This is a genomic window from Geomicrobium sediminis (genome assembly GCF_016908595.1).
Classification (GTDB): Bacteria; Bacillota; Bacilli; order Bacillales; family Marinococcaceae; genus Geomicrobium_A; species Geomicrobium_A sediminis.
On sequence record NZ_JAFBEC010000002.1, the window covers coordinates 409901 to 431875 of the forward strand.

Here is a 21975-nt window from a genome sequence, read left to right on the forward strand (position 1 = left end):
TAATCGAATCGTAGAATTTTCTGTTCTATTGACTAAGAATTGTCGATTTTGCATTGATCATGATTGCAATGTTGCCCAATGATTGGCCGATTTTCGGCAATCTTCCTATATAACCCTTTGCCAATCACGTTAAATGGTCTCATGTTTATGATGCGCATCGGGTACTTTAATAATGCGTGTTCTTCCAGTAGCCTAATAACGCCATCAAAACCACGATACACGTACGTCGAATTGATTAAAACATGCATTTCTTTCGTTAAATCAGTCGATTGAACAAACGGATATTGTTGTTCTAACTCAGGTTCATGCAGATCCACCCATTTAACATGGTTAAACTGGTCGTAGGTTTGGATCACACGCTTTGTTTTTTGACAAATCGTACATTTTTGATCATAAAAGACGACACATGAGTCCATAGTTGATCACACCTTTTTTATAAAATCCACGTTAAACATGACACCTTTGTGAAATCGAAAAATAGTATAGACTATAAATCAAAATGTGTTATACTAATTTCAAATCAATTCAACACTTTCGTTCCGTGATTATTGTGAGAAGGAGTTTTGCTACTATGAGTACCGTATCTTTTGAGTCTGCACTGCAACACTTACTGAATGGAGATCACATTGAAACTGATCTTCCTGAATCGAGATTAGTGGAAAGAGCACTCTCACGAGGCGAAGGTGTACTAACAAAATCTGGCGCATTTGCAGCCACTACAGGTTTGTACACAGGTCGATCACCTAAAGATAAATTCATCGTTGATGAACCGTCTGTACACGATTCCATTGATTGGGGTGTCGTAAACGCTGCGGTTGATAAAGATGTATTCTCTAAACTATATCGTAAAGTGCTTCACTATTTAGGTCAACAGGATGCACTTTTTGTTACAAATGGTTACGCAGGCAAAGACACCGACTATCGTCTTTCTCTTCGCGTAGTGAATGAATTTGCTTGGCACAACCTTTTTGCACGCCAATTATTCATTCGTCCTGAGGAGAATGAACGTCCTGCTGAAGAAGAGAACGGATTTACAATTGTCTCAGCACCAGGATTTAAAGCGGATCCTGAAGTGGACGGCACACGTTCTGAAGCATTTGTTCATATTTCGTTTGAAGAGCGAATCGTATTAATTGGTGGTACTGAGTATGCCGGCGAAATGAAGAAGTCCATCTTCTCTATTATGAACTACTTGTTGCCTGCTCAAAACGTTTTACCAATGCACTGTTCTGCTAACACAGGCAAAGAAGGCGATGTTGCGCTTTTCTTCGGCCTTTCTGGAACAGGGAAAACAACACTTTCTGCAGATCGTACGCGTTTTCTAATCGGAGACGATGAGCACGGTTGGTCTGATAATGGTGTATTTAACATTGAAGGTGGTTGCTACGCTAAAACCATTAACCTTTCAAAAGAAAAAGAACCAGATATTTACGATGCCATTCGCTTTGGCGCAGTGCTCGAGAATGTCGTTGTTGATGAAGAGAGTCGTAAACCAGATTATGATGATGGTTACTACACGGAGAACACACGTGCAGCTTATCCACTTGAGCACATTCAAAATGTACTCCCTCAAGGTGTTGCCGGTCATCCGAATACAATTATTTTCTTAACTGCTGATGCATTTGGTGTATTGCCACCAATTAGCCGTCTAACAAAAGAACAAGCAATGTACCACTTCTTAAGTGGTTATACGAGCAAGCTAGCAGGAACTGAGCGAGGAGTTACTGAACCTGAAGCAACGTTCTCAAGCTGCTTTGGTGCACCGTTCCTACCAAGACATGCATCGGTTTATGCAGAGATGCTCGGTGAGAAGATTGACCAACATGAAGTGAATGTATTCCTTGTCAATACGGGCTGGAATGCAGGTGGTTACGGTTCAAGTGATCGTATTCCATTGAATTATACGCGTGCAATGGTGCAAGCGGCACTTGAAGGTGAATTGACGAACGTTCAAACGAATCAAGACCCGATCTTTGGTCTTCATATTCCGAAGCGTGTACCGGGTGTTCCTGACGAAGTGCTTCAACCGAAGTCAACTTGGGACGATCCTAAAGCCTACGATGAAAAAGCGTCACAGCTTGCGAAGAAGTTCAAAGAGAACTTTGAACGTTTCTCTCACGTTTCAGATGAAATTCGTAACGCTGGACCTACCTTTAAATAAATTACACATGTATAAGAACTTCCAATAATTCATTGGGAGTTCTTTTTTTGTTTTACACACCTCTATACAGGCGATCGCATAAGATATTGCATCTATGGAAGTAGAGGGGACGAATGTACATGAAACGTGCGGGGAAATTCGCTTTGCTGTCTGTACTTAGTGGTTCATTAGTACTTTCAGCTTGTGGGGATGATCAATCAGTAGAAACGTTAGAAGTAGCAGAAGTTACACGTTCGATTTTTTATGCACCGCTTTACGTTGCGGTGGAAGAAGGATTTTTTGAAGAGGAAGGGCTAGACGTCGACATTACGACGACTTGGGGTGGAGATAAAACGATGACTGCACTCCTAGCAGACAGTGCGGATATTGCCCTCGTAGGTGCTGAAACGTCGATTTACGTGCATGCACAAAATCCGATGGATTCAGTCGTAAACTTTGCAGCCTTAACTCAAACTGACGGGACGTTTCTCGTCTCACGTGAACCGATTGACGACTTTAGTTGGGATGATTTAAAAGGGACGACATATTTAGGTCAACGTGCCGGGGGAATGCCGCAAATGGCTGGGGAATTTGCGCTTGCCTCAAACGGCATTGATGTAGATGAAGATGTCGTGTTGGACCAAAGTGTCGACTATGCAAACATCGCTGCAGCATTTGCAGCTGGTACGGGCGACTTTGTTCAATTATTTGAGCCTACTGCAAGTGAATTTGAACGCGAAGGTGTCGGTCATGTTGTCGCTTCATTTGGTGAAGAGTCCGGCATCTTACCGTATACAGGGTTTATTACGAAAGAGAGTACCGTCGAGAATAACGAGGAAGCGCTCGTAAAGTTTAATCGTGCACTATACAAGGCACAACAATTTGTGCAAGAGGAAGATAGTCAAGTCATTGCTTCTTCCATCGAGCCTTACTTTGAAGAAACACCTGACGATTTAATTGCGCAAGTCGTCGATCGGTACCGCGACCAAGATTCCTACGCAATCGATCCGTATATTGATGAAGATGGCTGGGATCACTTGCAAGATATTATGGAAGCTTCAGGTGAATTACCTGCACGTTTTGATTACGAAGACCTCGTAAATACAACCATTACAGATCAAGCGCTTCAACGTTAATGATAAAACGGGGGCTTCTGAGCGTTCTCAGAAGCCCTTTACGATGAGTACCGATAAAAACAAAGGAGGTACCGAATGGCACTGCTAAATCTACGTCACGTAAAAAAACACTTTTTCACACAAGAACATGTCGTTGAGGCAATCCGCGAGATTAACTTTCAAGTAGAAAAAGGTGAATTTGTATCGATCATTGGGCCAAGTGGTTGTGGCAAGACGACTGTCCTTTCAATGATCGCTGGCTTAACCTCACCATCAAGTGGTCAGATTGAATTAAGCGGTTCAAGAGTGACAGAACCTTCCGCTGAGATCGGCTATATGTTGCAGCAAGATTATTTGTTTCCGTGGCTTACCATCGGAAAAAACATGACGATTGGTCTTGATGTAACAAAGATGAAGACAGTTGAAAATAAAGAGTATGCCCTTGATTTGTTAGAGCAAATGGGGCTTTTAGATCGGGTCGATGACATGCCTCATGAACTGTCAGGAGGGATGCGCCAACGAGTCGCACTCGTTCGAACATTAGCTACGAAACCTTCTCTTCTGCTATTAGATGAACCCTTTTCCGCTCTCGACTTTCAAACAAAACTGAAATTAGAAGACCTCATTCACGATACGTTAAAAGCTCAAAAGAAAACGACCGTGCTCGTTACCCATGATATTGGAGAAGCCATTGCCATGAGCGATCGGGTCGTCTTGCTCGGTCATCGACCTTCCTTCGTACAAGAAATTTTTACAATTCCAAATGAACTACGTGAGTTAAAACCTCTACAAGCGAGAAATCATCCGACGTATCAAACATGGTTTCAGAGGATCTGGAAGGAGTTAGAGTCCCTTGAATCAACAAGTTAATTCACAGTTCACAAAACACTTACGAATGAAAAAACGAGAGCGTTGGCAAATTCGGCTTACGCAACTTGCCATTTTGATTGCGTTTTTTGCACTTTGGGAAATTGCGAGTCGGATGCATTGGATTGATCCACTATTATTTAGTTCACCGTCGAGTGTGTATTCTGTTTTTGTTTCTATGATGCAAAGTGGAGCACTTCTCACCCATACGGGTGTCACATTGTTCGAAACGATTATGGGATTCCTCATCGGTACGATTGGCGGTGTGTTAATCGCTGCGATGCTTTGGTGGTCACCCTTTCTTTCTCGCGTGTTAGACCCTTACCTTGTTATCTTAAATGCCATGCCTAAGGTTGCTCTTGGTCCGATCCTCATTGTAAGCTTTGGTCCAAACATGAGCTCAGTCATCGCTATGGGTGTTCTTATTTCAATTATCGTTACAACCCTTGTCATCTATAGTGCATTTAAGGAAACCGATGCAAACTTAGTCAAAGTGGTTGATACGTTTGGTGCATCAAAAACGCAACGTTTTCGCTACGTGATTTTCCCAGCATCCTACCCTGCCATTCTCTCAGCATTAAAAGTTAACGTTGGTCTCGCTTGGGTCGGTGTAATCGTTGGGGAGTACCTTGTGTCTAATCAAGGTCTTGGTTATATGATTATTTATGGATTCCAAGTCTTTAACTTTAATATGGTCATGTTAAGCTTAGTCGTTGTCGCCATACTTGCCACATTAATGTATCAAGGGGTCGCACTTCTCGAAAAACAGATGACAAAACAACGAAAACAATAAAAGGTCGCACTTAGAAAGTGCCGACCTTTTTCTTTCGTTCTAATTCATCCCATTGTTCGTTCGTCATCGGATACGTATGTTTGACTTGGAAGACGAGCAAAAATGAAATAACCGTGAGAAGTGTAACGAAACCAATGGCAACAATCGCACCGAGAATATCAGGTGGTATGGAAGTAGCCATCGGCTGTCCCTCAGTTACAGCCGCCGTTGTTGTCATCATCGTTACGATTAACGCCGTACCAATCGACGCAGTCATCTGTCGAATCGTATTCGTTACTGCTGCCCCGTGTGGGATTAGCTTAGGTGGTAATTGGTTTAGACCCGCTGTATTGACTGGCATCATCACCATCGAAAACCCAAACATCCGAATCGCAAACATCGTCGCAATGAACGTGAGAGAGGTTGTCGTATCAATAAACATTAACATTGCGGTCGAGATAGACATAAGTATTAGTCCTGGGATCGCAAGTGCCCTTGCACCAATCCGGTCGAAAATTCGACCTGTAATCGGCGCTAGAAAACCTGAAATAAGTGCCCCTGGTAAGATGACAAGACCTGCTTCCATCGCTGTAAATCCACGCATATTTTGTAAATACAGTGGAATAATCGTCTCTAATCCAATTAACCCTAAAAACCCAATTGCACAGATGATTGAGGTAATTGTAAAGATACGTAGTTTGAGTACGCGCAGTTCTAGCATCGGATGTTCCATTCGCAGTTGTCGCAACACGAAGAAGAGCAACGTGACAATCCCGACGAGTAACACAGCTATCGTAATTGGGCTACTCCAACCATTATTACCTGCACTCGTGAAACCGTATAACAGCCCACCGAACCCGACTGTCGATAACAGGATTGAAATGGGGTCCACTTTTCTATCTTTTTTCTCCGTCACATTACGCATCGTAAAATACGCCATCACGAGCATGATGATCGTCAGTGGCAACACGCCCCAGAATAAAAAGCGCCATTCATAATTCGAAGTTATCCAACCTGAAACTGTTGGACCAATTGCTGGGGCAAAGGAAATCACAAGGCCAATATACCCCATTGCTGCTCCCCTTTTTTCAATAGGGAAAATAAGTAAAAAAACCGTCTGCATGAGCGGCAGCATAACCCCTGCACCGATGGATTGAATCACCCTTGCAGTCATTAACGAAGGAAAATTCGTCGCTAGTCCCCCTACAAGTGTACCGAACATAAATACAATCATCGCTGTCAAAAATAATTGCCTTGTCGTAAACTTCTCAATTAAAAAAGCAGTAATTGGAATCATAATTCCATTTACTAACATAAAAATCGTCGTTAACCACTGTGCGGTATTCGCTGTAATATCCATTTCGTTCATAATTGGAGGAATGGCTGTAATCATCAACGTTTGGTTAAGCACCGCAATAAAAGAACCAGCAATTAACAACGATGCAATGAGAACACGACTATAAGGTTCCGTCTTCTCCATAGTAAGGCTCCTCGCTGAAAATCCGAAATGATGTAAGACTAATTGAAAATTATACGCCTCTTTTACTATTTCGGCAATCGAATTATTTGCTTTTTACTACGTCACTTTTGTTGAAGATTGGGCACTTTTACATGGCTATTCTTATACATAATCAGAATATGAACAGAAAAAAACCAGCAAACATCGTTACGTTTACTGGTCTAATCTGCGTAAGCAATATCGGAGTACATCATCTTTCATGATAAAACTATACGAACGGTCAGTTCGGATCGTATCGGGGAGTTGCTGCTTTAAGACTGGACCATCGGTTTCCAAATAGGTGGCTTTTTTCTCGATTGTCGCAACCTCAGCGAAGTAAATGTTTTTAATGACGGTTTCTGTTTTTCCCTTTACTTCATATTGCCCAACATATTCCAAGTTATGAATACGAGCCCCTGTCTCTTCCCATACTTCACGTACAGCAGCCATTTCAGGCAGTTCACCTTCTTCGACTTTTCCACCTGGAAACTCTAGTCCTCGGTCTGAATGCTTCGTTAAGAGCCATTGATCTTTGAACTTACAAATCACCCAAACGTGTTTTGGTTCAATTGAGAAAGGCTCCCGCTCAAAAGATAGCTTCACAGCGTTATCATAGTAATCTTGGAAGTCATACATGTTGATTATCCCTTTTCTTAATATTTAATGAGAAATAGGTCGAGTCATAATGACTTCGACCTACTCTGTTAACGGCTAAGTGGCGAACCTTTTTCTCGGTACTGTTCATATAACGAGCGCGCCATTTGTTGTGACCAACTCGCGTTATCCGCTTTTCGATTGCGAAATTCCTCGATTAACTGATCTCCTGTATAACCATCAGCGATGAGTGAATCTAAAATGTAGTTAAACACATCTTCTTTCTTCATCGCCATCTTGCTATCAATTAAAATGGCAAAACCATTTTCTAACGGGCGAGTGGAGCGAACACGACCAACCATCGTTGCAGGATCATTATTTTCATGTGAAATGATAACTTCCATCATGACGTCCGTTTCATTGTTCAATAAGTCTTCAAACAACGTTTTTGCCGTCTCATCTACAACAGCTTCAACGAGCCACCAACCTTCCTCTTCGCGGTTAATGACAAGTCCTTCTCTCATGTTAATCCGTTCTTCCTCAGGTTCAACGTCTTTTTCTAATAATAGTCGTAAACCTTTGAGACGAAATGTCTTCACATTTATCACTTCCGTTACTGAATTGGTCATCATGATGAACTGGTTCTTTTATTGCTCGTGTTTGGTCAAGCCATTGCAAAAATTGTACTTCTTCTTCAGTGAGTGCTCGCTTTAATTCGACTTCAAACTCTTCGGACAGTGTTGGAACAAACTTTTGTGCATTCATGTAGAATCGTCCCCTTTTACCGAATTCTATGCAAGTCCCATTTATCCTCATATTCACATGTTCTCGTTATAACAAATCAATTCGTTCTTCCTCTATAGTCTATTGAGCTATTTCGATAAACATGCTAGATTTCCTTTTTTTTATAACCTTTTGTTGTATTACTAAGGTTGTTGTAGACGGTCATACGCTTGTTTCAAGCGATTTAATCCTTCTTCGACATGGCTCCTCGGGCAAGCAAGGTTCATTCGTGCGAATCCAGATCCAGGTTTTCCAAACGTATGCCCATCGTTCAATGCAAGTCTCGCTTCTTCTCTTAACCATTGCTGTAGCGCTTGGTCATCCATCCCTAATTGTCTAAAGTCCATCCAGAGTAAGTACGTCGCATCTGGATCAACAAAGTCAATCTTTGGCATTTCTTCTTTCAATCGTTTTTCTGCGTAATCAATATTGTCCCGAACGTACGCTAATAGATTCGTAAGCCACGGCTCTCCTTCACGATAAGCCGCTTCAGCCGCTGCTGAAGAGTATGGATTACCAATTCCAGTGAAGTTCTGGCGCATACTAAGTTCTAGCTTCTGTTGAAGTTCACGTTGATTGGAGATGACATAAGACAATTGCAATGCTGCTAAATTAAACGTTTTACTCGGTGCCATACACGTTGCGACTTGAAGATCAGTAGCTGCTTCTAATGAAGCAAACGGTACATGATTCCCTCGGAACGTAATATCACTATGAATTTCATCTGACACAATAATCACGTCATATTGTTTCGCGAGAACAGCAATTTTCGTTAATTCTTCTTTGTTCCACATTCTTCCACCTGGGTTATGAGGATTACAAAGAATGAGCATCTTCGCACCTGACTTCATCTTCTCTTCAAGATCATTAAAGTCAATCTCATACGTGCCATTACGCTCAACTAGATCATTCTCAAGTAATGTGCGACGGTTCGTGTTGACGAGCGCAAAAAACGGATAATAGACAGGTGGTTGGACGATAATTCCGTCACCTTCTTCTGTAAGAACACTTATAAGCTGATGAATTGCAGGCACGACACCTGGCGTAAAAGTAATATCCTCTTGTTCAATGGTCCACTCAAACCGCTTGTCCATCCACTCAACGATCGCTTCTCGTAAAGAAGCTGGAGGAAAATGATAACCAAATACACCGTGTTCAGTTACATTGTGTAAAGCCTTTTGCACGACTTCCGGAACTTTAAAGTCCATATCAGCGACCCACATCGGCCATAAGTCATCGGATTTATATCGCTCTTTGAGCGCGTCCCATTTCATCGAATTCGTTTGTTTACGATCAATAATCTCATCAAAGTTCAACGTGTTGTCAACTCCTTGTCCTACTTTCCTACATTGTACTGTACCTTTATTGATTCAGCAAAGACGAGAATTATAGTCGTCAACCGTCCACATAGAAAATTCAGTGGGGGATAGCTCACATCAATGTGGGGTTTTTCATTGATTTTCTCTAAATATAGGGTGAAAAACCTCATCATAAACGAGTTTAAGATGGGGTTTTTGGGCTCGATGCTTAATCCTTTTACAATAGAAAAAACGAGGAAGTTACGCCTCGTTTTCTCATCATTTAATCTTTGTGGCGAATCATTCGAATGATTTCACCAGGGGTCACATTCTTACCGGACATGAGCATTGCCGTGCGGTAGACCTTACCCGCCGCGTTCATCATTAGCCATACGAAGACGACTAACACGAGTATTGAAATGACAATTTCTAAGACTGGCAGTTCATCAAGCATGACAATTCGAACGATCATCGCAGCAGACGCACTGAACGGGAAGTAACTTGCAACGATTGAGACAATGCCATTTGGATCAGATATGAACACCCATACGAGTGCAAATGGTAAAAATGGTAACATCATCATCATCCCTGTTAAGTTGCTCGCTGTACTTGCGTCTTCCATCGTAGCTCCTAGTGCGACATACATGGATGCAAACAGCAGATAACCGAGGACGGCATACAGCAGATACAATAACGTGATTGGCGTAAACAAGTGTTCAATAATCGTAAAGTCGCTAAAGATTTCAGCGAACGGAATAACAAGCAATAACCAGACGGCGACTTGGGCCATCCCAACGACAAAGTACCCTAAAATCTTTCCTTGCATTAATTGATTAGCACTGACGGAGGAAAGTAATGTTTCCGCCATTTTGTCTTTCTTCTCTTGCATTGAGCTGTTTAATGTCATCATACCGGTCATGATAATGCTTAATAAAACGATCCCAGCAAACGCTGCAGGAATGATATCTTCTAACCATTCATTCCCATCACCACTGCTACTGATCGTTTGAACAGGAACTGAGGTAGATAAAACGAGTTCACGTTCTGCTTGCTCGACTCCCACTTGTTCAAGTTGAGTGCTTTGTAATAACTGTTCAACTTCAGTTCGAATCACCATCGTAGGACTTGTGTATTCTTCTGAAACGACAAGGGTTGCATTCGTTGGGTCTTCAATATGTACGTATGCAATCGCTTCTACTGCCGCGCGTTCTTCAAGTTCTGAGACAGGACCGTCAAATAATTCATAGTGAGCAACCTCAGCCTCAACTAAAGCAATATCTTGGAAAGACTCAACAGCTTCTTCGTCTCCTGTAACATAGACTGGAATTTCATGATCCGCTGAAGAGCCCTCACCCACCTCAGTCATATCTGGTTCGTCATTCCCACCTACAAGTGACCCTATAAAAAGGAAAAATAGAAAGATTGCTGGTGTCACGAATGTCGAGATAATAAATGTTTTGTTTTGCAAGTTACGCTTGATTTCCCATTTGGCGACTTTTAGTTTTTTGTTTCTCATGAACCTTCTCCTTTCGCAATGGAGACAAAGATATCGTGCAGTGATTTTCGATCAATATGAAGTTCATCCCAGTGTAAATCATCTGGGAAACTACGGATATACGATAATGGATGAACATCTTGATGGAAGTGAATTGTCGTCTGATTTCCTTCTACTTCAACTCTCTCCACTCGCTCATCTTCATTAAATGGATACGTAGTGTCTGTGTTCACTAGGACGCATTTATAATTGGAAAATTGCTCTTTGATGTTATTGACCGTATCATAAACAACCTTCTCGCCTTTATGAATGAGGAAAATTTCATCACATAATCGTTCAACGATGTTCATTTGGTGTGCAGATAACAAAATTGCTGTACCGTTGTCCGCTAACGCTTGAATCTCTTCTTTAAATACGTCTTGGCTAACTGGATCCAGTCCTGAAAACGGCTCATCTAAAATGAGGAATTCAGGTTCATGAATAATTGCACCGATGAACTGAACTTTCTGAGCCATCCCTTTAGAAAGCTCTTCAATCTTTGACTTCTCGTGACCTTCCAAACCGAAGCGAACGAGTAAATCAAGCGCCCGTTGTTTGGCTTTCTCTTTGTCATAATCTTTGAGGTCAGCCAAATAAAGAATAACGTCCATTACTTTTTCATTCTTATACAACCCACGCTCTTCAGGTAAAAAACCGATACGCGAGCGTGGAATTTTTTCATGACTATCAAGATGATAGATCACTTCACCAGAATCAGGAATCATTATTCCCATTAACATCCGAATCATCGTCGACTTACCAGCTCCGTTTGGTCCAAGAATCCCTGTGATTTTGCCTCGGCTGACAGAAAGTGATAAATCGTTTACTGCCTTTTTCGTGCGAAAGCTTTTTTTGACGTTTTTTATGTCTACGACGACTTCATTCATGCGCTCACCCCAGTTTTTAATATGTGCGGAATCGATTCATGTAACTTTAGGCTTTGACTTTTAATAATCATAACACCTCGTTCTGAGAGCCACGCTTTTGTTGCTTCTGCATCTTGAGTGATGATTTCTTGTGTACGTGTGCTACTAACAGATACAACGCCTGGTGCTTGACTAATTCCTTCCACACGTTCTTCAATCCAAATCCGTTGCCAACGCCGTTGGAGCTCATCTTTTTCCACACGTTCACTCAACGTTCCGTCATGTAAAATAGAAATATAATCAGCTAGACGTTGAACCTCATCTGCAATATGTGTGGCAAGCACAATCGCATGCTCGTCACTTGCTTCCATATGTTGAAGTAGTAATCGGTCAAGAATCTGTTGTCCTTCCATATCAAGGCCCGTGTATGGTTCATCTAACATGAGCAACGGAGTATCTCTAGATAACTGCAATGCAAGAATTGATTTTTGTTTCATACCGATGGACATTCTTTGTAGATGTTTGTTCATTGGTAGATTGAATTGCTTTACGAGCGTTTGAAAGCGATCTTCGCGCCACAGAGAGTCATGTGTCTTGTGTAACTTATGAAGAATTCTTAATGAGAACGCTTCTAACTCTGTTATCGTTTGTGGGATATACGAGAACTGCTCTTTTCCTTTTAATGACGAAACCGGATGACCATTTATTGTAATTGATCCTTTACCAGGATAATCCCCTGACATCGCCTCGAACAACGTCGTTTTTCCTGCACCGTTGTTTCCAATGATTGCATGTACGGTTCCACGCTCAACGTCTAAATTGATTGATTCTAACTGACTTTCGCCCATTCTTCTCGTTAGTCCTCTCACTTTAAGCATCGTATTCCTCCTTAATGATCTTTAAGAACAGTTCTTTTACCTCAGGTTCTGAATACTCATGTTGCTTTGCAATTTGTACGGCGCGCTTTGCAGCATCATGGACCGTTTTAAACTTTTGTGTTGATTTTTCTTTCGTATCAACTTGTTGCACAAACGTTCCCTTCCCTCGTACGGTTTTAATGTAGCCTCGTTGTTCTAAATTCTGATACGCCCGTCTCGTCGTAATCACACTACAACCGAGTTGAGAAGCAAGTGCACGAATGGAAGGCAAAGCGGTTTCTGCCAGCAGATGCTCCGACACGATTAACGTCATGATCTGCTCTTCAATCTGATGATAGATCGGTTCTTGGCGTTCTTCATTAATTTCAATCGGTAACGACATCTGCTCCCTCCTTTTCGTGAATCTTTCTAAATCCGATGATCAAAACCAATCCGATGACGATGAATTCGAACAAAAGACTACTCAAAATCGTAACGAATGGATTCGTTGCAACTGAATCAGTAATAAAAAAGTAAAAGTAAGAACCTTGTTGCATAAACGTAAAGGAACCAAACCCAACATATAGCACAACGATAATCATCAAGTAATAAAAGTAGCAGATTCCAAGCGCTCTCGGACCAAAAAGCGGAAAGACCGCTGTAATTGTTGCTACTGAACTCAAGGCTAACCACGTTAGAATAAGCGGTAGAAAGTAATCCATTAAATGAATCTCTTTAAAAACATGAATAACCGTACCAATAAAAGGTGCCACCCACATGAGTAATAACGTAATTATTATATTTGAGACGAAAAGCTGCTTCTCGCTTACGGGAAGTCGCCTCATGTACATTTTTCTCGTGATTCCCATTCCGACTGTAAACGAAGGAAATATGACGAGAGGAGCGACGATGAATAAGAACTCAAAAGAATACGCGCGCAATGAAAATGAGTCTGCATTTCCCTCAGAAAGGATTGAAAAGGTTATACCGTAAGCCATATACCAAATCATCGTCGTTGCCCAACCCCAAGGTAAAATTGATGTAATACTTGATTTCATCAAGAAAAGTGTTGTTTTCATTCGTCAACACCTCGCTTTCTTAATTCTCTAACCCCACACTTTAATACAATCACAATAATTAACGTACTGAAAAGTGTAGCAAATCCAATCGCTAAGAACGGCTCACTACTAGCAAATGTCGCAGTTGCTTGCAATGATGACACGGTCGTACCGGTAAAGGAGTAAACGATCAATTGAACGAGTCCATAAGCAATTAAGAACACAAATTGCTGAACGTATCCCTTTTTCCATGTGCCCTTATAGTACTTCTGAAAACTTTTTTCAGAGCCTTCATTCAAGACGATCGCAATTGAACTTAACGCAATACTAAACCAGATCAGAACAAACGCCACGTGTTGAAGTGTCCCAAAGTCAAGTTGCCGATTATTTGTAAACCAAACGATTACAGAGAATAGCAACACAGCTAGAATCATTACCCGGGCAATATTTGCAACAACACGGCTATAAAAGAGCTTTCGCTCTAAAATCGGGAGCCGTCTCGTATATCGATACAACGACGTTTGAATCAGTCCTGTTTGTTCATTTGTTTTATAGCTTGAATTAGATAATGTCATGATTGCTGAGTAGAAAACGATCATAAGCAAGAAAATCACATCGAAACCGATCGGTAAATCCTCTTGTAATACAGAAATGGATACACCTACTACCGGCACCAAAATACTAAACAAGATGATACTTAAAACTGAAATGTGCCTCATCTCAAACCATGCTAGCTGCCAGACTTGCTTCATCATCGATCACCCCATTTATACTGTTCTTGTGTTTATATCTATATATACAGTATAACACTACTAATGATTACACAAGTCTATTTTCAAACATTTTCTAATTATAAGTTCTTAAACCATAAAAAAACCACTCAACATGTAAGTTGAGTGGCCTTAATCTTTCATTAAAAGATCATCATACCGGCGATTGCACCGTTCATTAGGTTTGCAAGAATTGCTGCCAAAAGGGCACGAGGACCGTACTTCGCAATGTCACCACGACGACTCGGAACGAGTGCTCCAAGACCACCAATTAGAATGGCAACGGTTCCAATGTTAGCGAAACCACACAATGCAAATGTTGCGATGGCAATAATACGCGGATCTGTAATTGCACCACTTGCAATAGCTTCATTTAGAGTACCAAATGCAATAAATTCGTTGAGGATTGTCTTTTCACCGATCATTTGTCCAATAAGTGGTGCTTGTTCCCAAGGTACACCAATTAAGAAAGCAAATGGAGCAAATACATATCCCATAATGAGTTCTAACGTTAAACCTTCATTAAATATTCCAAGACCAATATTAACAAGACCGACGAGGGATACGAACGCAAGAACCATCGCACCAATGTTAAGTGCTAGTTTTAATCCGTCTGTCGTTCCTTTTGCTGCTGCATCAACGACGTTTGTGACGTCTGAATCACGCTCTAGGTTGATTTTTTCATTCGTTTCAGGCGTCTCAGTTTCTGGGATAACGATCTTTGCCATGACAATTCCAGCAGGAGCTGCCATAAAGCTTGCTACAATTAAGTACCCTGGATCTGTTCCCATTGAAACGAGCCCCGCTAAAACGGAACCTGCTACAGTACCTAAACCAACCGTCATAACCGTAAACAACTCTGAACGAGTCATATTCGCTAAGTACGGCTTGATTGATAATGGTGATTCTGTAATTCCAACAAAAATATTCGCTGTCGCTGCCACTGATTCTGCTCGACTAAGTCCAAGCACTTTAGAAACAACAAGTCCTAATGTATTAACGACTAACGGCATAAAACCGATATACCAAAGAATACCCATGAATGCTGCGAAGAAAATAATGACAGATAGTACGTTAATAAAGAAGACATGTCCACCGACAGTCTGCTCTAAACCACCAAACAAGAAGGCAATTCCTTCATTGGCTGCGCCAAGCATCCCGACGACAACTCCACTAATCCATTGAAGAGCCTCTTGACCTCCTGTCCAACTTAAAAAGATCGCACCTGTAAGTATTTGGATCGCTAATGCGCCAAGTACTGTGCGGAAATTAATCGCTTTCTTTTCAAGAGATAATAAGTATGCGAGGCCCATTAAAACGATAATTGCCCCAAGCCCCCAAAGAATATTAATTAAAATATCCATTGCAGTACCTCCCCATAGTTATATTACATCCGATTCGTTCCCAAACCACTATTAACAGTATCATCGAAAGTTGTCGACCGCAATATATTATGGATAATTCCTTAATTAACTATGTCAGATTTTGTACGAATACGATAAAAAATGTCATTCGATTTCACTTATCGTGACGTTCGCTCTTCAGCAAGCATAACGATGTCTCTTTCCGTTTGCGTCTCTGGATACACACTTGGAACAGGTGTAGACTTGCCCGATTGATCAATAGCAACCATCGTTACAAACGACGTTGTTGTCGTTTTTACTTCTTGCGTTAACGGATTCTCGACACTTACATGGACATAAATGAGCATTGAAGATCTTCCTGTAGATGCGACCCATGCTTCAACGTTAACAATCTCACCTTTTTGAACAGATGCATGGAAATCAACGCTATCAACAGAAGCTGTCACGACAATTTCACTAGAATGTCGCATTGCACAGATGGCAGCGGCTTCGTCGATATATGCCAATATGTTGCCACCAAATATCGTGTTCAAATGGTTCGTATCTTGCGGACTAACGAGGTGGGTTTGTAGCGTATGAGAATGCCCCATTGCTCTTGATGTTGGTTTACTCATCGTTCATATTCATCCTTACTTTTTCCTCTAGTATATCTCGGTTAGGTTTATTAGTTCTAGTAAAAACTTCCAACATGTTATACTAGGTATAATTAATTATAGAAGAAAGGGAGTTTTATGCATGTCCTATTTCCGATATGCTTCCTTATTATCATTCCTTATAATCCTAGTTGCATGCACAGATCGTGAAGAACAAGATACAGAAATTCCTGATGAAAGTGAAGATGCTGAAGAAACCGTCGAACATGACGAGCAAGCTGTCGAGATTCTAACTGAGGCAATCTCGTTTTACGATGATCTGAGTGGACTTTATGTTGAACGGGAGCACGTCATCGATGTGGAAGATGGCGGGCGACAAGCATTAGAATATGAATGGATGTATACTCTTGAAGACGACGAGCCACAACAGTTCCGCCATGAAGTGCACCACTTTGATCAGCTAAACCAAGAGGAAAACGAAGAAACTACTGTCCAAGTAACGTTTACGAGTTTAGAACAAGATGGTTATATCGTTGAATATACGAGCGATACAAACGAAGGATTTACATACCCTAATCGTCAATCAAGAGACACGTACGTGCCCGTTCCAATGTATGAGCATGCGCTAGAACATGCGGAGCTTTCGTATGGTGGCGAAGAGGAAATCGGAGATTATAACACGCACCACATTATCGTCACTGAAGACCAACACCGTACCCATTATTGGTTCGACCAAGAAACGTTTTTCGAAGTTCAATCACAATATGAATACAATGCTGAAAATGAATCCGATGACGAAGTACAGAACTTAAATGACGGTAGACGCGTCGTTGAGTATTCGATCGATCCTGAATTTGATGAATCGTTATTTGAAGTGCCAAGTGATGTAACCATCGAACAACAAGAAGAATAACGTAACGAAAGGGCTGCAATGGAGATTGCAGCCCTTTCGATGAATCAGCACCTTTTATTTTAGCGTGTCTCTTGTCCAACATACGGTGTGATGTCTACATTTAAGTTGTCCGCAAGGGTCTTTCCTAATTGTTCATCTGCTCGATACATGTTGCAAATGAGCTTCAAGACCACTTGTTCGTTCTTCACTTGACTCCACTCTTCGGTTAACGTACGAATAATTTGCTGTTGCTTCTCTGCATCAAAACCGCGATATAGTTCACCTGGTTGACGGAAGTCATCGGCTTTTTCGGTTTTATTACGTCCAGCAACGGCGTTGTCAGGCAATGGTTCATCAAATTCTACTTGCTCATCTGACTCTTGAAGTCCCTCTTCACTCGGCTCATAGTTTACTGAACTTGTTGGTTGGAACTTCGGATTTGCCATTACACCGTTTTCAGTGTTATTGTTCGTTTGTGCAAATGGACAGTTAATCGGCAATTGTAAATAATTCGCACCAATTCGGTAACGCTGTGTATCAGAATAAGAAAAAATCCGACCTTGTAACATTTTATCTTCTGAAGTTTGAATACCAGGAACGAGAACGCCAGGGTTAAACCCAACTTGCTCAGTTTCAGAGAATACGTTCTCAGGGTTTTTATTCAAGATCATCGTACCGACATGCTCATAAGGAAAATCTTTCTCTGGCCAATCTTTGGTCGCATCTAAAGGATCAAAATAAAACGAATCCAAATCGGCTGGATCAAGGCGTTGAATGTATAATTCCCATTCTGGGTAGTCGCCATTTTCAATATGCTCGTATAAATCACGAGTCGCATGGTTAAATTCTTCTCCTTGAATCTCTTTCACTTCATCTGGTGACAACCCTTCAATGCCTGCTTTTGGGACCCAACGATACTTTACATACGTCGTATTCCCATGAGCATTAATCCACTTGAATGCGTGAACACTCGAACCACGAAGATGGCGATACGAACGTGGAATTCCTTCATCATTAAAGAGGTGAAGTTGCATGTTCGTAGACTCAGGGCTATTCGCCATAAAATCCCAATAGCGATTGGGATCTTGAAGATTCGTAGTAGGATCTGGCTTTAACGAGTGAATGACATCCGGAAACTTAATAGAATCTCGGATAAAGAACACTGGCAAATTGTTTCCTACGAAATCATAGTTTCCTTCTTCTGTATAAAATTTAATTGAAAATCCACGAGGATCTCGCAACGTCTCTGGAGAATGATGACCGTGAATAACTGTGGAAAATCTAGCAAATACAGGCGTTTCTTGACCTTCTTCTTGTAGAAAATGCGCTTTTGTGTAGCGTTTCTGGCTTTTCTTTGTAACAAACACGCCATGCGCACCGGCCCCACGTGCATGAACGACACGCTCAGGTACTCTCTCGCGGTCAAAATGGGCAAGCTTTTCTACTAGATGATAGTCTTCAAGTAACGTAGGTCCTCGACTACCGGCAGTTCTTGAGTTTTGATTATCGCTAACAGGTACACCTTGATTTGTTGTTAAACGTTTTGACAAATTAATCCCCTCCATGCATCTATCATGCTATGTTTATGGCAGGCACCGCTTAGGTGTCCACATAAGTTAGTATAAAGAACGAGATACCCTTTATTTTTTTTTATAAAACGTTTTAACGGATTGTTTTTTGAAAATGTCACACCTTCCTTGTATAAGAGGAAACGTAAAGTGTTATGATGGTGAAAACTAATAGATTTATTCCTAAGAGGTGAGAGGTTTTGGCTAAAAATCGTAAGCAAACAAAAACGAACAAAGCCCCAATGAAATTTCTCGTAGCAATTACAGCATTACTCGTCGTTGTCATGGGGGCCTTACTTTTCGTCGTTAATAGTGATGGAGGCAGCAATTCGGCAAATGTTCACGAAGGGGCTCCACCAGTTGATGAACAACCGACATATGGGGATGAAAATGCGACAGTCTCTGTCATTGAGTTTGGAGACTACAAATGTCCGGCATGTGGAACTTGGGACCGCGATATATTCCCAGAGCTTCAAGCAGACTATCTCGACTCTGGTGACGTTTCTTATTCCTATGTGAATTACCTAGGTTTTCGTGAAGAATCATTAGTGTCTTCTCTAGCTAGCCACAAAGTTCATAATGATGCGAGCGATGAAGAATTTTGGGATTTCCACCATGAACTCATGCAAACCGCTGGTGTACAAGGTTCAACAATCGGCATCGATGAAGTGCTTGCAATAGCGGAAGGAACAGCGCCTAGCGTTGATCAAGATGAACTCCGTGAATCCATCGAACAACAAGAATATATGTCCGAGATTGAGCGAGAGCATGAGATGATTGAAGAGTTTGATGTGACAGGCACACCGACAATCTTTATAAATGACGTTGAAGTTAGTGATCCGTTTGATTACGATGCAATCTCAGAAATTATTGACGAACAATTAGAGAATGCGTCATGACTAGATCTTCAATTTTCCTTTATGTTGCTTGGGTGATCTCACTCATCGCAACAGGAGGGAGCCTGTTTTATAGCATCGGCTTAGGGTTTGTTCCTTGTGATATGTGTTGGTACCAACGCATCGCAATGTATCCGCTAGCGATTATTCTCGGTATCGCAACGTTCCGATCAGACTTTAACATCCGATGGTACGCATTGCCGTTTAGTATTATTGGAGCGGTCATGGCTGCGTATCATTATGCTTTACAAAAGATTCCTGGTTTTGGGAGTGTAACCCCTTGTCAATCCGGAGTTCCTTGTAACGCTGAATATATGAACGTACTTGGATTTATTACGATTCCGTTCCAAGCACTCGTTGCTTTTCTTTTAATTACTGTATTATTATTTTTAGCAAAACCGAAACACAACTAGAAAGGTAGGGGGCACATTTGGCTCAACAACTTATAAAGGCATTCGTCATCACGTCCGCCTTGTTCGTACTTGCAAGTTGCGGAAATTCAGTTCAAGACGAGCCGTCCCCAGCTGATTCGACCGATGAGATTGATGAAGTTGAAGAACCAACACCTGAAGCAAGCGCCGAAACCGATCCGTGGTCAATCGACGCAGAGCATTTCACGCAAACAGAGACGGTTGATGGACAAGAAGTCATTCAAAACCCAGATAACGTAGCCGTCCTCGTTAATTATGAGTACGCATTACCCGAAGGATATGAACCAGAAGACCTCGTCGTCCCAGACGTTACGTTTTCTTTTGACGAAGATGTCGAAAAGCGCTACTTACGAGAACCTGCAGCGATAGCACTTGAATCCTTATTTGAAGCTGCGGTTGAAGACGATATTCACCTTTTTGCAGTGTCAGGATACCGTTCTTACGATCGTCAAGATGCCATCTTCTCAAACGCCGCAGCAGAACGAGGAGAAGACATCGCAAGTGAAACGATTGCTTATCCCGGAAACAGCGAACATCAAACCGGCCTAGCCATGGACGTGTCTAGTGAAAGCAATAATTTCTTACTCAGCGAAGCTTTTGGAGATACCCCTGAAGGGCAATGGGTAGAAGAAAATGCACACAAGCACGGATATATTATCCGCTACGAAGAACATAAAGTTGATGTAACAGGCATTAGCTATGAACCGTGGCACCTTCGTTATGTCGGCGAAGAAATCGCTACAATGATGGTTGAGCACGACTTAACATTAGAAGAGTTTTTCGAAAAAGCAACCGCAATCTAAATTCGACAGCTCCCCCTCCAAAGTAGGCTTTGGAGGGGGTTTTTCGTTGAAAAGACGAGAAAAACTTGGTTCTGTAATTGTGTTTTTTACTCTTACTGCTGAATGAGAAGCTAGGAAGCAGGCTCTTAGGCTCGGCTGTCTACACATTGCGCCCCCGCTTGCTACACCCTTGCCCCCGCTTGCTACACTCCTGCCTCCGCTTGCTACACCCTTGCCCCCGCTTGCTACACTCCTGCCCCGGCTTGCTACACCCTTGCCTCCGCTTGCTACATTCCTGCCTCCGCTTGCTACACCCCTGCCTCCGCTTGCTACACTCCTGCCTCCGCTTGCTACACTCCTGCCTCCGCTTGCTACACTCCTGCCTCCGCTTGCTACACTCCTGCCCCGGCTTGCTACACCCTTGCTCTCGCTTGCTACACTCCTGCCTCCGCTTGCTACACTCCTGCCTCCGCTTGCTACACTCCTGCCTCCGCTTGCTACACTCCTGCCTCCGCTTGCTACACTCTTGCCCCGGCTTGCTACACTCTTGCTCCCGCTTGCTACACTCTTGCCCCGGCTTGCTACAACAATCCACAGATCCAAAATTAAAAGCATCGCTCATATGAACGATGCTTATTAACGACTGCTTATATTTTAAAGTTAACCTAAGTGAGGTGCTCCAACTCATCCCCGCCCTATAAAATAAGATCAAACACAGCCCAGCCAATTGCAGCGATGATGGCTACGAATAATGAACCGAGCACATTTTCTTTCTTTAGCTCTTTATGTTTACTTAAATCAATGAGGGTCCATCCGACAAAAACGGCCGCGCCAAAAAGAATCGCTCCCATAGTACCTCTCCCTTGGACGACTAATGAACGAGACGATTCTCGACTTCCTTTAAGATGAGAACACCGTCTCGGATGTACTTTTGATCGACATACGCATCTTTTTCCTCTGGTGCTGAAAACTGGTTATAGACAGCACTATAAGCGGTGATCCCATCGTGTTCAATTCCTGATTCATATCGATGGGCTAGCAAGAACGGTTGCCCTAATTGTACTTCGGGGTTCCCTGAACCGATTTCACCTTGGATTGCCTTATAAGGAATCCTTAAAAAATGATACGCTTCTCCAGAGTCGTCCATTTGATAATCGATATATCCGTGATCATAATCCCAATTGTCGCTCGTAACAAAGCCTAGTGGGTGTAGTTGTTTTTCTAAGTCGTGCATGTTTAGTGTTAAATCGGTAATGGCTGATCGCAGTTCAATCATGAAGCCGCCTCCTTTTGCCAT

The 21975-nt window shown here is 42.0% G+C and carries 26 protein-coding genes; 8 read left to right on the top strand and 18 right to left on the bottom strand.

The genetic code is table 11. From position 1 onward, the window contains the following. Nucleotides 1-32: 32 nt before the first annotated feature. A complete protein-coding gene (locus JOD17_RS04960) occupies nt 33-416 on the bottom strand; it encodes a thiol-disulfide oxidoreductase DCC family protein (protein ID WP_204695950.1) in 384 nt (127 codons plus the stop codon). A gap of 155 nt (nt 417-571) precedes the next feature. Here JOD17_RS04960 and pckA point away from each other — a divergent pair, with 155 nt between their 5' ends. The 4 genes from pckA to JOD17_RS04980 all read left to right on the top strand — a co-directional run bounded on the left by pckA (nt 572) and on the right by JOD17_RS04980 (nt 4915). Then, nucleotides 572-2161, top strand: coding sequence for a phosphoenolpyruvate carboxykinase (ATP) (gene pckA, locus JOD17_RS04965; protein ID WP_042420938.1), 1590 nt, complete (start codon nt 572-574; stop codon nt 2159-2161). Between the two features lie 119 nt (nt 2162-2280). Then, nucleotides 2281-3276 carry an ABC transporter substrate-binding protein gene (locus JOD17_RS04970; protein ID WP_204695951.1) on the top strand — a complete coding sequence of 332 codons (996 nt, stop codon included), beginning with the start codon at nt 2281-2283 and terminating at the stop codon, nt 3274-3276. Between the two features lie 75 nt (nt 3277-3351). After that, nucleotides 3352-4125, top strand: coding sequence for an ABC transporter ATP-binding protein (locus JOD17_RS04975; protein ID WP_204695952.1), 774 nt, complete (start codon nt 3352-3354; stop codon nt 4123-4125). Nucleotides 4126-4150: 25 nt separating this feature from the next. Further along, a complete protein-coding gene (locus tag JOD17_RS04980) occupies nt 4151-4915 on the top strand; it encodes an ABC transporter permease (RefSeq protein ID WP_204696095.1) in 765 nt (254 codons plus the stop codon). A gap of 10 nt (nt 4916-4925) precedes the next feature. On the opposite strand, the gene JOD17_RS04985 is transcribed toward JOD17_RS04980, so the two are convergent. The 13 genes from JOD17_RS04985 to JOD17_RS05045 all read right to left on the bottom strand — a co-directional run bounded on the left by JOD17_RS04985 (nt 4926) and on the right by JOD17_RS05045 (nt 16130). Continuing rightward, nucleotides 4926-6374 (bottom strand): DHA2 family efflux MFS transporter permease subunit, encoded by a 1449-nt coding sequence (locus tag JOD17_RS04985; protein ID WP_204695953.1) that lies wholly within the window; start codon nt 6372-6374, stop codon nt 4926-4928. 192 nt (nt 6375-6566) lie between these two features. Further along, complete coding sequence (gene ytkD, locus JOD17_RS04990; protein ID WP_204695954.1) at nt 6567-7028, bottom strand: RNA deprotection pyrophosphohydrolase; 462 nt, start codon at nt 7026-7028, stop codon at nt 6567-6569. A 68-nt stretch (nt 7029-7096) separates the two neighbouring features. Beyond that, on the bottom strand, nt 7097-7585 hold the full coding sequence (locus JOD17_RS04995; RefSeq protein ID WP_193745173.1) for a YwpF family protein: 489 nt from the start codon (nt 7583-7585) through the stop codon (nt 7097-7099). Next, nucleotides 7533-7751 (bottom strand): hypothetical protein, encoded by a 219-nt coding sequence (locus JOD17_RS05000; protein ID WP_204695955.1) that lies wholly within the window; start codon nt 7749-7751, stop codon nt 7533-7535. The genes JOD17_RS04995 and JOD17_RS05000 overlap by 53 nt, the downstream gene beginning before the upstream one ends. A 161-nt stretch (nt 7752-7912) precedes the next feature. After that, nucleotides 7913-9085, bottom strand: coding sequence for a MalY/PatB family protein (locus JOD17_RS05005; protein ID WP_204695956.1), 1173 nt, complete (start codon nt 9083-9085; stop codon nt 7913-7915). A gap of 265 nt (nt 9086-9350) precedes the next feature. Then, a complete protein-coding gene (locus JOD17_RS05010; RefSeq protein ID WP_204695957.1) occupies nt 9351-10583 on the bottom strand; it encodes an ABC transporter permease in 1233 nt (410 codons plus the stop codon). Next, nucleotides 10580-11488 carry an ABC transporter ATP-binding protein gene (locus JOD17_RS05015; protein WP_204695958.1) on the bottom strand — a complete coding sequence of 303 codons (909 nt, stop codon included), beginning with the start codon at nt 11486-11488 and terminating at the stop codon, nt 10580-10582. The genes JOD17_RS05010 and JOD17_RS05015 overlap by 4 nt, the downstream gene beginning before the upstream one ends. Beyond that, on the bottom strand, nt 11485-12345 hold the full coding sequence (locus tag JOD17_RS05020) for an ATP-binding cassette domain-containing protein (protein ID WP_204695959.1): 861 nt from the start codon (nt 12343-12345) through the stop codon (nt 11485-11487). The genes JOD17_RS05015 and JOD17_RS05020 overlap by 4 nt, the downstream gene beginning before the upstream one ends. Next, nucleotides 12338-12727, bottom strand: coding sequence for a GntR family transcriptional regulator (locus tag JOD17_RS05025; protein ID WP_204695960.1), 390 nt, complete (start codon nt 12725-12727; stop codon nt 12338-12340). Before JOD17_RS05025 ends, JOD17_RS05020 begins: the two co-directional genes overlap by 8 nt. Further along, complete coding sequence (locus JOD17_RS05030; RefSeq protein ID WP_204695961.1) at nt 12711-13403, bottom strand: hypothetical protein; 693 nt, start codon at nt 13401-13403, stop codon at nt 12711-12713. The genes JOD17_RS05025 and JOD17_RS05030 overlap by 17 nt, the downstream gene beginning before the upstream one ends. Next, nucleotides 13400-14137, bottom strand: coding sequence for a hypothetical protein (locus tag JOD17_RS05035; RefSeq protein ID WP_204695962.1), 738 nt, complete (start codon nt 14135-14137; stop codon nt 13400-13402). The genes JOD17_RS05030 and JOD17_RS05035 overlap by 4 nt, the downstream gene beginning before the upstream one ends. A 158-nt stretch (nt 14138-14295) precedes the next feature. Next, nucleotides 14296-15516 carry a NupC/NupG family nucleoside CNT transporter gene (locus JOD17_RS05040; RefSeq protein WP_239575224.1) on the bottom strand — a complete coding sequence of 407 codons (1221 nt, stop codon included), beginning with the start codon at nt 15514-15516 and terminating at the stop codon, nt 14296-14298. Nucleotides 15517-15674: 158 nt separating this feature from the next. Beyond that, nucleotides 15675-16130, bottom strand: coding sequence for an acyl-CoA thioesterase (locus tag JOD17_RS05045; protein ID WP_239575225.1), 456 nt, complete (start codon nt 16128-16130; stop codon nt 15675-15677). A 121-nt stretch (nt 16131-16251) separates the two neighbouring features. On the opposite strand from JOD17_RS05045, the gene JOD17_RS05050 reads away from it, so the two are divergent. Continuing rightward, nucleotides 16252-17022 carry a hypothetical protein gene (locus JOD17_RS05050; protein ID WP_204695963.1) on the top strand — a complete coding sequence of 257 codons (771 nt, stop codon included), beginning with the start codon at nt 16252-16254 and terminating at the stop codon, nt 17020-17022. A 59-nt stretch (nt 17023-17081) separates the two neighbouring features. On the opposite strand, the gene JOD17_RS05055 is transcribed toward JOD17_RS05050, so the two are convergent. Then, on the bottom strand, nt 17082-18566 hold the full coding sequence (locus JOD17_RS05055) for a catalase (RefSeq protein ID WP_239575226.1): 1485 nt from the start codon (nt 18564-18566) through the stop codon (nt 17082-17084). Between the two features lie 203 nt (nt 18567-18769). On the opposite strand from JOD17_RS05055, the gene JOD17_RS05060 reads away from it, so the two are divergent. The 3 genes from JOD17_RS05060 to JOD17_RS05070 are packed head-to-tail and all read left to right on the top strand — an operon-like array spanning nt 18770 to nt 20699. Then, nucleotides 18770-19468, top strand: a complete 699-nt coding sequence (locus tag JOD17_RS05060; RefSeq protein WP_204695964.1) for a thioredoxin domain-containing protein — start codon at nt 18770-18772, stop codon at nt 19466-19468. Next, nucleotides 19465-19878, top strand: a complete 414-nt coding sequence (locus JOD17_RS05065; protein ID WP_042360335.1) for a disulfide oxidoreductase — start codon at nt 19465-19467, stop codon at nt 19876-19878. Before JOD17_RS05060 ends, JOD17_RS05065 begins: the two co-directional genes overlap by 4 nt. A 17-nt stretch (nt 19879-19895) precedes the next feature. Continuing rightward, complete coding sequence (locus JOD17_RS05070; protein WP_204695965.1) at nt 19896-20699, top strand: M15 family metallopeptidase; 804 nt, start codon at nt 19896-19898, stop codon at nt 20697-20699. On the opposite strand, the gene JOD17_RS21815 is transcribed toward JOD17_RS05070, so the two are convergent. From JOD17_RS21815 to JOD17_RS05080, 3 genes are all read right to left on the bottom strand, one after another. Beyond that, nucleotides 20664-21293 (bottom strand): hypothetical protein, encoded by a 630-nt coding sequence (locus tag JOD17_RS21815; RefSeq protein ID WP_420827926.1) that lies wholly within the window; start codon nt 21291-21293, stop codon nt 20664-20666. The two genes, JOD17_RS05070 and JOD17_RS21815, sit on opposite strands and share 36 nt — an antisense overlap. 80 nt (nt 21294-21373) lie before the next feature. Continuing rightward, complete coding sequence (locus tag JOD17_RS05075; RefSeq protein WP_169965845.1) at nt 21374-21529, bottom strand: hypothetical protein; 156 nt, start codon at nt 21527-21529, stop codon at nt 21374-21376. 20 nt (nt 21530-21549) lie between these two features. Continuing rightward, nucleotides 21550-21954 carry a YugN family protein gene (locus JOD17_RS05080; RefSeq protein ID WP_204695966.1) on the bottom strand — a complete coding sequence of 135 codons (405 nt, stop codon included), beginning with the start codon at nt 21952-21954 and terminating at the stop codon, nt 21550-21552. Between the last annotated feature and the right edge of the window lie 21 nt (nt 21955-21975).